Raw genomic sequence first — 12,899 nt, forward strand, 5'->3', positions numbered from 1 at the left:
CAGCTACAACGCTTCTGGAACTGTTCGGGGCATGACAGGAGCGGCCGTGAGCCAGATTGAAAGCCAACAGTCCTATCCGACGTCAGCGCGCAACCAGGTGAAGCGCCGGCACGACCGCGGCTTCTATGATCACGCCACCGTTCACCGCATCCTGGACTCCTCGATGATGTGCCACGTTTCGTATGTGATCGAGGGGCAGCCCTATTGCACGCCGACCTTCTTCTGGCGCGAGGGCACGAAACTCTACTGGCACGGCTCGAGCGCGAGCCGCATGCTGCGCAACCAGACCAAGGGTGAGCGGGTGTGCCTGACGGTCGCGCATCTCGACAGCCTTGTCCTGGCGCGCTGCGGCTTCAATCACTCCGCCGACTATCGCGCGGTCATGGCCTTCGGCACCGCCTATCTCGTCACCGACCCCGCGGAGAAGGAGCGGGCCGTGGTGGCCATGGTCGACCGCTTCTTTCCGGATCGCACGGCGAGCCTGCGGGCCAGCAGCACCCAGGAGGTCAAGGCGACCTCCTTCATCGCGATGGAGATCGAGGAGGCCTCCGCAAAGGTCCGCGCCAAGGGCGTTGCCGACGACGATGAGGACTACGGATTGCCCATCTATGCCGAGCGGATTCCGGTCCGCACCGTTCTCGGCGCGCCGGAACCTTGTTCGCGTCTGCTCGATGGCGTGAGCCGGCCTGCGACACTCAAGGGCTATTCGGAAGGGCGACTGCTCGAAGATGCATTGCGGGATGCTCATTTTCTCGAGTACCCGAACGGCTGAAATCGGCTAGCTTGCGCGCACAATTGATCACCGGATGCGCGGAGTTGCCCAATGAATGCCGAGACCCAGCAGAGGATTCTTGACGCGGTCGACGCCGGCTTCGAGGCCCAGCTCGCGACCACCCGTGATTTCGTCGCGATCCCTTCGACCCGTGGGGCGGAGGGGCCGTGCCAGGACATGATGGGCGATCTCCTGCGCGCGCGGGGTTACGAGGTCGACGACTGGCACATCAAGGTCGACGACTTGCGAGATCTGCGCGGCTTCGGACCGATCGAGCATGATTTCTCGAGGGCACGCTCAGTCGTCGGTACCTATCGGCCGACGACCGAGGCCGGCAAATCGCTGATCCTCCAGGGCCACTGCGATGTCGTGCCAGCGGGGCCGCTGGAATTGTGGGAAACCCCGCCGTTCTCGCCCATCATCAAGGACGGCAAGATGTTCGGCCGCGGAGCCTGCGACATGAAGTCGGGCACCATCGGCGCGCTCTATGCGCTGGACGCGATCAAGGCGGCGGGCTTCAGGCCGACGGCGCGGATTCACTTTCAGTCTGTCATCGAGGAGGAGAGCACCGGCGTCGGCGCCCTCTCGACGCTGCAGCGCGGCTATCGGGCCGATGCCTGCTTCATTCCGGAACCGACAGGCGGCAAGATGGTGCGCTCGCAGGTCGGCGTGATCTGGTTTCGCCTGCGGGTGAAGGGCCATCCGACGCATGTTGCGTTTGCCGGCTCCGGCTCCAATGCGATCATGGCGGCCTATCACCTTGTCCAAGCCCTGCAGAAGCTCGAGATCGAGTGGAATGAGCGCGCCAAGGCCGATCGTCACTTCCGGACGCTCAACCATCCGATCAACTTCAACCCCGGCATCATCAAGGGCGGCGATTGGGCCTCCAGCGTGCCGGCCTGGTGCGACGTCGATTGCCGCATCGCCGTTCTGCCTGGTTGGTCGGTCGCCGATCACCAGAAGGAGATCCTTGCCTGCGTCGCAGCCGCCTCGCGCAATCACCGCTTCCTCGCCAACAACCCGCCGGAGGTCGAGTGGTCGGGCTTCCTCTCGGAAGGCTATGAGCTGACCGATTCCGCCGCGCCGGAAGCCGCGTTCGGCAAGGCGTTCAACAAGGTCTATGGCGGTGCGGTCGAGGATCTCGTCTTCACCGCACTGACCGACACTCGCTTCTACGGACTGAACTGCGGCATTCCGAGCCTTTGCTTCGGCGCCAGCGGCGGCGCGATGCACGGCTTCAACGAATATGTCGAGCTGGACTCGCTGAAGAAGACCACCAAGGCGATGGCGCTGTTCATTGCGGAATGGTGCGGCGTGGAGAAGGCGTAGCAGCCGCAGTCGCACTCTCCGCCGTCATTGCGAAGGAGCCCGCGACAAAATTGCGTAGCAATTTTGCGCTGGTGCGACGAAGCAATCCAGACTGCTCCCATGGAGAAGGTCTGGATTGCTTCGCTTCGCTCGCAATGACGGACCGGGCCGTTAGACCCTCATCCTCGCGGCTCCTCCGTCAGGGGAGATATATTGCCAAGTCCTTTAAGCTTAAAATAAAGACTAGGATGCCGCCCTGACCGGTGGCAGACTGGCGCCCGGTTCGGCGAACGAGCCCCAGGGAGTCACGATGCGCGATTGGGATGATGCTTACGCCAATTCGGCCCATATCCCGGGCTCGGACAAGATGCCGGCGCAATGGGCGGAGCGGGCGGCGGCTTATCGCGCCGGGTTGAAAGGCTTTCGCCCTGATATCGCCTACGGTTCCGATGAGCGCCAGCGCTTCGACCTGGTCCTGCCGGATGGCGACAGCAAAGGTCTGGTCGTGTTCGTGCACGGCGGCTACTGGATGCGCCTTGCCAAATCGGACTGGACCGATCTCGCCGAAGGCGCGCGGCACCACGGCTGGACGGTTTGCTTGCCGAGCTACACGCTTGCGCCGGCCGCTCGCATCTCCGACATGACTGCCGAAATCACCGCCGCGATTGCGAAGGCGGCTTCGCTTGTCTCAGGGCCGATCCGGCTCGCCGGGCATTCGGCGGGTGGTCATCTCGTCACGCGCATGCTGTGCGACGACAGCCGGCTTGAGCCTGCCGTCTTCAACCGGATCCTCGGCACGCTCTCGATCAGCGGCCTGCATGATTTGCGGCCGCTGCTCAAGACGCAGATGAACGACACCTTGCGCATGACCATGGAGGAGGCGACGCTCGAAAGCGCCGCGCTGCACCTGCCGCGCGGACATGCGCCTGTCACCGCCTGGGTCGGCGGCAGCGAGCGGCCGGAATTCATCCGCCAGTCCGACCTGTTCGCCAACGTCTGGACCGGCTTCGACGTGCCGACGCGCCTCGTGATTGATCCCGGGCTCAACCATTTCACCGTGATCGATGGGCTCAAGGATCCGTCGTCGCCGATCACGGCGCGGCTGATTGGCCTCGACTGACTGTCGCAGGGATGATCGATCGAAAGGGCCTGTCATGACGTCCAGCGATTACGATCCCTCAAACGAAGGCGCCGAGACCGATTTCAGCCGGCGCATGTCCTACGGCAACTATCTGGCGCTGGATGCGATCCTCGGTGCCCAGCATCCGCTGTCGGAGGCGCATGACGAGATGCTGTTCATCATCCAGCATCAGACCACGGAGCTCTGGATGCGGCTTGCCATCCACGAGCTCAGCGCCGCGCGCCGGGCCATCGCCAGAGACGAGGTGCAGCCCGCGATGAAGATGTTGGCGCGCATGTCGCGCATCTTCGAGCAGCTCAACAACGCCTGGGATGTGTTGCGCACGATGACGCCCAGCGAATACACCCGCTTCCGGTCCCAGCTCGGCCAGTCCTCGGGCTTCCAGTCGCGCCAGTACCGGCTGATCGAATATCTGCTCGGCAACCGCAACCACGCCATGTTGAAGCCGCACGCGCACGATGTGGAAACGACCAGGATGTTGGAAGCCGAGCTTGCCACGCCGAGCCTCTACGATGAGGTGCTGCGGCTCGCCGATCGCAACGGGCTGAAGATGCCGGCCGCCGTGCTCGCGCGCGACGTCCGCGAAACCCACAGCTTCAACGAGGGCGTGCTGCAGGCCTGGCGTATCGTCTACGAGGCGCCGGAGACGCACTGGATGCTCTACGAGCTCGCCGAAAAGCTGGTCGATTTCGAGGATTATTTCCGTCGTTGGCGCTTCAATCACGTCACCACAGTCGAGCGTGTCATCGGCTTCAAGCGCGGGACCGGTGGCACCGGCGGCGTCAGCTATCTCAAGCGCATGCTGGAGGTCGAGCTGTTCCCCGAACTCTGGCGCGTCCGGACGATTTTGTAGGGCCCGACATGACCCAGCTTCGCGTCTATGACGACACCAAAGCGCTGTTCCGGCTGCCCGACGGCGTGATCTATCTGGACGGCAATTCGCTGGGCGCGCTGCCGCTTGGCGTCGCCGAGCGCGTCAACCGCGTGATTACGACCGAGTGGGGCGTTGAGTTGATCCGCGCCTGGAACACCGCTGGCTGGTATGCCCAGCCGCGTCATGTCGGCGATCGCATCGCGCGGCTGATCGGCGCGGAGGCCGGGTCCGTGATGGTTGGGGACACGCTGTCGCTCAAAGTCTATCAGGCGCTCGCGGCCGCGCTCGACATGAACCCATCGCGCAAGGTCGTCCTGTCTGACACAGGCAATTTCCCAACCGATCTCTACATGGCCGAAGGCCTGATCGCGACGCTCGGGCGCGGCCATCAATTGCGGCTTGTGGCGCCGGAGGAGATCGCGGCTTCGCTCTCGGAAGAGATCGCGGTGCTCTACATCACCGAGGTCGATTATCGCACCGGCCGCCGTCACGACATGGCGAAACTGACGGCGAAGGCGCGTGCGCTCGGCATCGTCACGGTGTGGGATCTCGCGCATTCGGCCGGCGCGCTGCCGGTCGATCTTGCCGGTTGTGGCGTCGATTTCGCAGCCGGCTGCACCTACAAATACATCAATGCCGGGCCGGGCGCTCCGGCGTTCCTTTACGTCGCGCCACATCATGCCGGTGGCGCGCGCGTCGCGCTGTCGGGATGGATGGGCCACGCAAAACCCTTCGCATTCGAGCTTGGCTACGCGGCGGCCGGCGGTGTCGAGCGCATGCGCGTGGGCACGCCGCCGGTGCTGGCGATGGCAGCCCTGGAGGCTTCGCTCGATGTCTGGGATCACGTCGACATCAGGGAGGTCCGCGCCCGCTCGCTGGCGCTCGGCGATCGCCTGATTGCCGAAGTCGAACGCCGCTGCCCATCTCTGAGCCTTGTAACCCCGCGTGCACACGAACGCCGTGGCTCGCAAGTCTCCTTCGCCTTCGAGGGCGGTTATGCCGCGATCCAGGCCTTGATCGCGCGCGGCCTGATCGGCGATTTCCGCGCGCCCGACATCATGAGGTTCGGGATCACGCCGCTCTACATTGGCGAGAGCGAGATCATGCGGGCAGCCGAGATCATCGAGGAGGTGATCGCGGGTGAGGTGTGGCGCCGGCCGGAGTATCAGGTCGTGAATGCGGTGACGTGAGGAGGAAATGTCTCCCCATGACACGGGAGAGACGCGAGAGCGCTCTCCACGGGAGGGCCGACATCACAGCAGCCATGACCTCTGACGTCATTGCTTTGCCGCAGGAAGCCTTTCACGGTGAGACACCAACGAATTGGGAGAAGATCTGATGACGCCGCTCGAGAAAGTTAAAGCGATGAAGATGCCGTTCGCCGAGCTCAAAGGCGTCGAATTCGTCGAGGCCGAACAAGATCGGGTGGTGGCGCGGATGACGGTGCGGCCGGACCTTTGCACGCTGTATCACACCATCCACGGCGGCGCGGTGATGGCGTTCGCCGATTCGGTCGGGGCTGCCGCGACCGTCATCAACCTGCCGGAGGGCGCCAAGGGCACGACCACGCTGGAGAGCAAGACCAACTTCATCGGAGGCGCCAAGGAGGGCACCATCGTCATCGCCACCGCCACGCCTGTTCACCGGGGTCGCCGGACCCAGGTCTGGACCACCCGGTTGGAGACTGAGGACGGCAAGCTGGTTGCCTTGGTGACCCAGACACAGCTGGTCCTGTAAGATTACGGGGGCTTGATTTTGTTAACGAATTGGTCGCTCCCCGCGCTTGAAACTTGAGGCAGGTTCCCGCCTTGAAAAATTTGGTGCGACGCACAATATTGGGCGCCTAGGGATTCGAACGCCTCCTCGAGGGACACCAAGAGGAGTTTTGACGTGGTACTTGAAGACACCGCCCAGGCAACATCCGTTCCCGGCTATGTGCGGACCTTGAGCCAGCAGGAAGAGTTGCCGCTGTTGCGCGATCACCTGCTGCGGCTCGATGCCGAGAGCCGGCACGACCGTTTCAACGGTTTTCTCGACGACAGCTTCATCGAGCGTTACGCCGCCCGCTGCGCCGAGGACGGCACTGTGATCGTCGCCTACATCGTCGACGGCGTGGTCCGCGGCGCGGCCGAGCTGCATCCGCCGGAGGGGGATTCGCTGCCCGAAGTCGCCTTCAGCGTGGAAGCCTCAGCCCGCCGCCAGAATGTCGGCACCTTGCTGTTCAGCCGCCTGATCGCGGAAGCGCGCTGGAAGGGCTACAAGAGCCTACGCGTCACGACGGGTGCGGAGAACCATGCCATGCGGGCGCTCGCCAAGAAGTTCGGTGCGCATCTGCAGTTCCGCCATGGCGAGTCGACCGGCACGATCGATCTGACCAAGGCTCCCGAGGACGAGCTTGCCGATCTCGCCGCCGCACCGTTCAAGGCCGGCCGCGCGCTTATCAGCTTCAACTCGACCTGCTGGAAGCTGATCTCCAGCATGTACGGCAATCGTGCAGCGTGAGACTAAAGGCCTGAATCAAAAAGCGGACCGGCTCAGGCCGGTCCGCTTCTTCAATGAAGCGATGGGAATGAGCGCTTAGGTGCCGGTGCGCTTGTCGTTGCCGAAGCGGCGAACGACACGGCGTTCGACCACAACCGAGCGCTGCGCACCCTGTTCGCCGGCAATCACCCGCGTGGCGGTGATGCGACCGTTGGTGCGAGCCTGTTTCCTGACCTCGGCCTGAACGATCTCGATGGGCATCCCCATCAGAGCGGCAGCGATCTCGGCCTGTTGCTCCTGGTCGTCGGTGATGCCGACAGCGGCGAAGATCGCCTCATCCAGGGTCGGCGGGTCATGGCGGACGCGCCGCGTGCCGTACTTGGTATTCCAGTCTGCGCTCATAAGGGCCTCGTTTCGATGCCGGGATACCTAGTGCGATCAATGTTGCATTGCAATATGAAATCAATGTGGCATCTCAGCTATGCAACGGTTTGGCGTCATGGCGGTGACGAGACACCGGCATCGACCTCGATCCGCTGTTGGGGCCAGCGTTTCAACGCGGCGAGTCCTGCCTGGGTCAGTCGATAGATTCCCCGGTCGGCTCGCTCGAACCAGCCATACACATTGTTAAGCAAGATCTTGCCGGCGTCGGGACAGCGCTCGCGCAAATCGCGCACGCGCCGCGGGCCTGCCGCGAGTTCTGACGCACAGGTCAGCGCCTGCTGCCGGTAGGCCGTCATGATCGGCGCGCGGGTGCTGCCGCCGAGCACGGGATCGCCCTGGCGGCGCTGATGTTCGGCAACGAGGCGCGAGCGGGTCTTCGGGTCGCGGCGCGGAGCTGCCGTCGGCGGCTTCACCAGCACCTCGACCTGACCCTTGTCGGTTACCCCAAGCATACCGAAACCGAGGCGACGACAGAGATTGCGGTAACGCGCATCACTCTCGCGTCCCTTGCCGCGGATCGACATCTTTGCGGCGATCCAGATCTCGTCGCCCGCCGGCGCGCGATCGACCGCCTGCAGGATCAGTTCGAGATTGAACGCGAGCTTCAGCTCGCCAATCACCACCACTGGCGGATTGCCGGCGCTGAGGCCGACAAGATCGCAGCCGCGAATCTCGCCCTTCACGTCGAAGCCGAGGCCTTCGAGGAATCGTTTGACGGGGAGGTAGAGCGCGGTTTCCAAGGGAGTTTCCGATCGGAGAATCAGTTGCCGTCAGTCTAGCCCGGATCAGACTCCGGGCTGACCGGCATTTGCCTGGACGCCGTCAGGCCAGCTATATCCCCGCGTGGCGAACAGGGCGCTTGCAACTATGACGATCAGGAATGGGCTCTATCACATCCGGATCGCGTTTCTGGATAGTGTCCAGGGCGGCAATCAGGGTGTCATGGTGCTGCACGACGGCACCATGCGCGGTGGGGATTCGTTTTTCTTCGCCTATGGCAGCTACACGTCCGCCGACGGCAAATGGAAGGGCGAGCTGACCAACGAGGAGCATTCGCCCTCGTTCGACGAGCGCCCGGTGTGGGGCCGCAAGGTCGTGACCATCGGCTTCAGCGGCACCTATACCGACGAGACCGCTTACGGTGAGGGCATGGCGCTTGCCGGCAAGCAGAGCATCCGCTTCAAGGGCAATCTGCGGCTGCTGGTGCCGGATTGATCAGACCCGTCCGCTCACCGGAATGAGCGCGCCGGTGACGCCGCCTGCGGCGTCGCTGACGAGGAACAGGATCACCTCGGCGAGCTCCTGCGGCGTCACCCATTTGGTGAAATCCGCTTTCGGCATGTCGGCGCGGTTGGCCTTGGTGTCGATGGTCGACGGCAGCACCGCGTTGACGGTCACCTTGCCTTTCCATTCACTGGCCAGCGCCTCGGTCAGGCGATGCACGCCTGCCTTCGATGCCGCATAAGGCCCCATGCCGGCGCCGGCCTGAAGCGCGCCCATGGCGCCGATATTGACGATGCGGCCGGCGTTCGAGGCGGCAAGATGCGGCAGCGCCGCGCGCGAGGTGTTGAGCGCGGTCAGCAGGTTCAGCGCATGCATGCGTTGCCAGGTCGTGATGTCGCCATCGCCGACGGTCTCATAGGCAAAGCCGCCGGCGATGTTGACCAATGCGTCAAGTCGGCCGAAATGCCTGGCGGCAGCCTCGACGGCCGTCTTCGCCTGCGCCGCGTCGGACAGGTCCACGCCGCCGATCTCGATGCGTTCAGGCGTCGCCGGCATTTGCGAGGCCGCGTAATCGATGCCGGCGATCCGCGCGCCGCGCGATACCGCGATGTCGGCGACCACCTTGCCGAGCGCGCCGCGCGCACCGGTCACGATCAGAACCTTGCCTTGCATCATCGATCTCCCGGCGCGGGCGCCTCATGATTGAAGATAGCGCGCCTTCAGCGCGGTGCGCTCTGCTGTGCCGAGCTTGAGGCCCTCGCGCAAGTAGGTTTCGACATCACCATAGTCGCGACGGACGGCTTCGAATGCGGCATCGAGATAGGAGGCGTTGACCGAGCCGATCGCGTCGAGGACATCGGCCGGCAGATCGGAGACGCTCGAGACGTCGCGCCTGTAGTGACGGTTGGTCAGCAGATAATCCTCGGAAATGACGTCATCGGGCACGCCGAGCGCATGCAGGATCAGGGCGCTGGCAAAGCCGGTACGGTCCTTGCCGGCGGTGCAGTGGATCACGAGCGGGGCACGGTCTTCCAGCAGATGGCCGAACAGCGTGCGGAAGCTGTGCGTGTTGTGGCGGACATAGTTGCGATAGGACTCGCGCATGAGTTCGAGCGCGACCGGTCCGGTCAGCGCGCCCCTGGCGAGCTCGGCGCGCAGGGAAGCCACGACCGTCGGCTCGATCGGCAACGAATGCACGGTGATCTCGTTCACGACGCAGACGCCGGCCGTGCGCTCCTCGACGCCTCGGAAGTCGAACGCGCTTCTGACGCCGAGTGCGCGGACGATCTCGATGTCTTCTGCGGTGAGCTGGCCGAGATGGTTGGAGCGGAAGATGTGGCGCCAGCGCGTGGTGCGGCCGTCGCTTGTCGCGTAGCCGCCGAGGTCGCGAAAATTGCTGGCGCCTTGCAAGGCGAGGTGACGGGAAGGGGAGTGTGACATGGGCCCGGCCTGAATGATTGGGATCAGCTTTTGTTTTTATCCCGGCTGCGGATCATTGCAGACGACCTGTCCGATGCGGAATCAAAAAGGGTCGAAACATCGTTGTTTCGACCCTTCTTAGACTTCCGCCGGGCGTTTGTAGCACGCGACGGTCCTGGACCAGACCGGCATTAGCGTTCCCATTTGGGCTTTGCTTCGTCGACCGCGTCCTGGTGATACCAGCTATCGCTGCAGATCGACGCGTTCTCGGGAAGCGAAGCGTGATCGGCGGGAAGGCGGGTCTCGCTGTAGCGGCGCCCCGCGAGAGCCGCGCGGCCCCCGACAGGGAATTGGTAGATCGTCGCAGATCCGTGACTCAGACCATTGTTCATCATTGCGATTGCTCCTTGGTCGAAGCGCCTTGGCCTCCATGGTGCGCCCGACTCCTTCTGATGTGGTTACTGGAATCCCCATATCGGCCCCGCACTCCGAAAAGCAAAGTGCTGAAAAGGAGATCAGTTTCCGCCTAATTCTTGAGCAGATGGCTGTCTGCACCCCCTAAGGCACCGTGTCGATGACCAACGTCTGTGCCATTGCAAAGGTTGCTGGGCATGTCCCGCCGCTTTGCGAAAGTTGCCGGACGTTGACGCATGTTTCATCGGCAACCTCCGGCAGGAGCCTGCCTGCTCCAGAATCGGGCGATTTCCGCGGGAATATTGCAGTGCAGCTTCACGCGAAGGTGCGCTCCTATGCCGCATGCGGCGGACCGCTTAGGCCGCTGTGGAAAACCCTACGCGCTGCGGCCTTTTGGCACGCAAAATGCTTATGGAGAGCCGGCCGATGATGGCCGGGTACAAACGTGCGGGGGGCTCTCAACCCCACCTTTCGCATCATCTACAGAGAGGCTCAATGACCAAGTACAAGCTCGAGTACATCTGGCTCGACGGATATACGCCGACTCCGAACTTGCGCGGCAAAACCCAGATCAAGGAATTTTCGTCGTTCCCGACGCTCGAGCAGCTTCCGCTCTGGGGTTTCGATGGCTCGTCCACCCAGCAGGCGGAAGGCCACAGCTCCGATTGCGTGCTGAAGCCGGTTGCCGTGTTCCCGGATGGCGCCCGTACCAACGGCGTGCTCGTGATGTGCGAAGTCATGATGCCTGACGGCAAGACCCCGCACCCCTCCAACAAGCGCGCCACCATCCTCGACGATGCCGGCGCCTGGTTCGGCTTCGAGCAGGAATATTTCTTCTATAAGAACGGCCGTCCGCTCGGCTTCCCCGAGTCCGGCTATCCGGCGCCGCAGGGCCCGTACTACACCGGCGTCGGCTATTCGAACGTCGGCGACGTCGCCCGCAAGATCGTCGAGGAGCATCTCGACCTCTGCCTCGCTGCCGGTATCAACCATGAGGGCATCAACGCGGAAGTCGCGAAGGGCCAGTGGGAATTCCAGATCTTCGGCAAGGGCTCCAAGAAAGCCGCCGACGAAATGTGGATGGCCCGCTATCTGATGCTGCGCCTGACCGAGAAGTACGGCATCGACATCGAGTTCCACTGCAAGCCGCTCGGTGACACCGACTGGAACGGCTCCGGCATGCACGCCAACTTCTCCACCGAGTACATGCGTACCGTCGGCGGCAAGGAGTATTTCGAGGCGCTGATGGCCGCCTTCGACAAGAACCTGATGGACCACATCGCCGTCTACGGCCCGGACAATGACAAGCGTCTGACCGGCAAGCACGAGACCGCGCCCTGGAACAAGTTCAGCTACGGCGTGGCTGATCGTGGTGCGTCGATCCGCGTTCCGCACTCCTTCGTCAACAATGGCTACAAGGGCTATCTGGAAGACCGCCGTCCGAACTCGCAGGGCGACCCATACCAGATCGCTTCGCAGATCCTAAAGACGATCGCGTCCGTGCCTGCCGACAAGAAGGCCGTCGCCTAAGGTCTCTCCGCCCGGACCGGAACACAGGCCCGGGTGGCTTTCAATCCGCCGGAGCTGGAAAGGCTCCGGCGGATTTTTGCTGTCCGATGAAACCGTTGTTGTCGGTCTGGCCGCTATGTCGGCGCGAAGCCTGTCCATCACGGCCCAAACCGGGATAGAGTGCCTGCAAGATGCGCGCGAGCCGGGGGCACGGCTGGTGTTTGAAGGCTTCTACAAGGTGCGATTTCAGCTCGGCGACAGCGTCGGCCGGAGCGTGATGCATGCCGGCAATGGCAAGATGCTCGGCGGAAATTCGGCGTTCGCCCATATCGGCACCTATGAAAAGACCGCAGACGGCGTCGACATCGTCATCAAGACCGTCCGCCACAACCCCGATCCGAACTACCGCGCGATGGCCGGCACCGATGATGCGACGCTGATCGCGAGGGGTTTTGCTGACGGCGATCTCTACCGCTTCAAGGGCGAGTTGAAGGAGCTGCCCGGCGTGCCTTTCCAGTCGCTGATGACGCCGATCGCGGAGGAAGAGGTGCCGATCGCCGGCGGCGTCGGGGAAGGCAGCATCACCGACGGGCTTTACTCGGTCCACCTGCGCATGCTGGACGGCCTCGACGGCGGGCTGACCGGGGTCATGCTGCTCAACCGCGGCCGGATCCTTGGCGGCGACGCCTCGTTCTATTATCTGGGCAGCTACACCGCCGCGAACGGCCGCTGGAAGGGCCAGATCCTCAACCAGGAGCACACGCCCGCCAGGGACGATCCGGTGTTTGGCGGCCATGAGGTCGGTATCGGCTTCTCCGGCGCCTATGACGGCGAGGGCGCGGTGCTGGAAGCAACGGCCCTTGCGGGCAAGCGCAGCCTGCGCCTGACCGCCGTGCTCAAGCTGATGCAGCGCGCCTGATCGCTGCAGGGATATCGCCATGGAAAAGTTCGAAGGCTCTCGGCGCTCGGCCTGATGGGCGCGATGCGCAACCTGTCCTCCGCATTCGAGATCGCCAGCGGCATTGCGGTCGACGCGGACGTCGCGCCGAGTCTGGCGCTGCTCGAGCGCCTGTCAGGGCTCGAGCCCTGAACCGGAACCTGCCGGGGCAGTCACCGTTGACATCGCAGCAATCAGGAGGCGCAAGCATGATCCGCAAACTCGCGTCAGGCGAATACCGGCTCTATTCGCGCAAGGTGAATCCCAAGACGGGCAAGCGCCGCAATCTCGGCACGTTCAAAAGCCGGGCGGCGGCCGAGAAGCACGAGCGCGACGTGCAGTATTTCAAGCGTCACTGACGCCGGCGTCGAGCCAG

General features: G+C 63.6%; 16 protein-coding genes and 1 pseudogene. 12 read left to right on the top strand and 5 right to left on the bottom strand.

Annotated features, from left to right (window positions below; all coding sequences use genetic code 11):
- The first annotated feature begins 46 nt into the window (after positions 1–46).
- From ACVW16_RS33850 to ACVW16_RS33880, 7 genes are all read left to right on the top strand, one after another.
- Positions 47–772 (top strand): pyridoxamine 5'-phosphate oxidase family protein, encoded by a 726-nt coding sequence (locus tag ACVW16_RS33850; protein ID WP_456734963.1) that lies wholly within the window; start codon positions 47–49, stop codon positions 770–772.
- A gap of 51 nt (positions 773–823) precedes the next feature.
- Positions 824–2,101: an ArgE/DapE family deacylase gene (locus tag ACVW16_RS33855; RefSeq protein ID WP_456734964.1), complete on the top strand. Its 1,278-nt coding sequence runs from the start codon at positions 824–826 to the stop codon at positions 2,099–2,101.
- Positions 2,102–2,390: 289 nt separating this feature from the next.
- Positions 2,391–3,200 carry an alpha/beta hydrolase gene (locus tag ACVW16_RS33860; protein WP_456703292.1) on the top strand — a complete coding sequence of 270 codons (810 nt, stop codon included), beginning with the start codon at positions 2,391–2,393 and terminating at the stop codon, positions 3,198–3,200.
- A gap of 34 nt (positions 3,201–3,234) precedes the next feature.
- Positions 3,235–4,074 (top strand): tryptophan 2,3-dioxygenase, encoded by an 840-nt coding sequence (gene kynA / locus ACVW16_RS33865; protein ID WP_456703293.1) that lies wholly within the window; start codon positions 3,235–3,237, stop codon positions 4,072–4,074.
- An 8-nt stretch (positions 4,075–4,082) separates the two neighbouring features.
- Positions 4,083–5,285: a kynureninase gene (gene kynU, locus ACVW16_RS33870; RefSeq protein WP_456734965.1), complete on the top strand. Its 1,203-nt coding sequence runs from the start codon at positions 4,083–4,085 to the stop codon at positions 5,283–5,285.
- Positions 5,286–5,433: 148 nt separating this feature from the next.
- Positions 5,434–5,832, top strand: a complete 399-nt coding sequence (locus ACVW16_RS33875) for a PaaI family thioesterase (RefSeq protein ID WP_456703295.1) — start codon at positions 5,434–5,436, stop codon at positions 5,830–5,832.
- A gap of 153 nt (positions 5,833–5,985) precedes the next feature.
- Positions 5,986–6,597: an N-acetyltransferase family protein gene (locus ACVW16_RS33880; protein ID WP_456734966.1), complete on the top strand. Its 612-nt coding sequence runs from the start codon at positions 5,986–5,988 to the stop codon at positions 6,595–6,597.
- Between the two features lie 75 nt (positions 6,598–6,672).
- On the opposite strand, the gene ACVW16_RS33885 is transcribed toward ACVW16_RS33880, so the two are convergent.
- Positions 6,673–6,978, bottom strand: coding sequence for a hypothetical protein (locus ACVW16_RS33885; RefSeq protein WP_456703297.1), 306 nt, complete (start codon positions 6,976–6,978; stop codon positions 6,673–6,675).
- Between the two features lie 95 nt (positions 6,979–7,073).
- Positions 7,074–7,760, bottom strand: coding sequence for a DUF2161 domain-containing phosphodiesterase (locus ACVW16_RS33890; RefSeq protein WP_456703298.1), 687 nt, complete (start codon positions 7,758–7,760; stop codon positions 7,074–7,076).
- A gap of 127 nt (positions 7,761–7,887) precedes the next feature.
- On the opposite strand from ACVW16_RS33890, the gene ACVW16_RS33895 reads away from it, so the two are divergent.
- Positions 7,888–8,235 (top strand): hypothetical protein, encoded by a 348-nt coding sequence (locus ACVW16_RS33895; protein WP_456703299.1) that lies wholly within the window; start codon positions 7,888–7,890, stop codon positions 8,233–8,235.
- Here the strand turns inward: ACVW16_RS33895 and ACVW16_RS33900 are convergent, their stop codons facing one another.
- From ACVW16_RS33900 to ACVW16_RS33910, 3 genes are all read right to left on the bottom strand, one after another.
- On the bottom strand, positions 8,236–8,916 hold the full coding sequence (locus ACVW16_RS33900) for an SDR family oxidoreductase (RefSeq protein WP_456703300.1): 681 nt from the start codon (positions 8,914–8,916) through the stop codon (positions 8,236–8,238). It lies immediately after the preceding gene.
- 24 nt (positions 8,917–8,940) lie between these two features.
- Complete coding sequence (locus tag ACVW16_RS33905) at positions 8,941–9,684, bottom strand: tyrosine-protein phosphatase (protein ID WP_456703301.1); 744 nt, start codon at positions 9,682–9,684, stop codon at positions 8,941–8,943.
- Between the two features lie 170 nt (positions 9,685–9,854).
- Complete coding sequence (locus ACVW16_RS33910; RefSeq protein ID WP_456703302.1) at positions 9,855–10,058, bottom strand: DUF2735 domain-containing protein; 204 nt, start codon at positions 10,056–10,058, stop codon at positions 9,855–9,857.
- Between the two features lie 514 nt (positions 10,059–10,572).
- On the opposite strand from ACVW16_RS33910, the gene ACVW16_RS33915 reads away from it, so the two are divergent.
- The 4 genes and pseudogenes from ACVW16_RS33915 to ACVW16_RS33930 all read left to right on the top strand — a co-directional run bounded on the left by ACVW16_RS33915 (position 10,573) and on the right by ACVW16_RS33930 (position 12,882).
- The gene (locus ACVW16_RS33915; protein WP_456703303.1) at positions 10,573–11,607 is read left to right on the top strand and encodes a glutamine synthetase beta-grasp domain-containing protein; all 1,035 of its coding nucleotides are present in this window, start codon (positions 10,573–10,575) and stop codon (positions 11,605–11,607) included.
- 196 nt (positions 11,608–11,803) lie between these two features.
- Positions 11,804–12,505, top strand: coding sequence for a GrlR family regulatory protein (locus tag ACVW16_RS33920; protein ID WP_456738163.1), 702 nt, complete (start codon positions 11,804–11,806; stop codon positions 12,503–12,505).
- Positions 12,506–12,559: 54 nt separating this feature from the next.
- Positions 12,560–12,658 (top strand): annotated as a pseudogene (locus ACVW16_RS33925) (ABC transporter substrate-binding protein); the annotation flags it as partial.
- 74 nt (positions 12,659–12,732) lie between these two features.
- A complete protein-coding gene (locus ACVW16_RS33930) occupies positions 12,733–12,882 on the top strand; it encodes a hypothetical protein (RefSeq protein WP_084292415.1) in 150 nt (49 codons plus the stop codon).
- The last annotated feature ends 17 nt before the right edge of the window (positions 12,883–12,899 follow it).

The organism is Bradyrhizobium sp. USDA 4474, assembly GCF_054057515.1.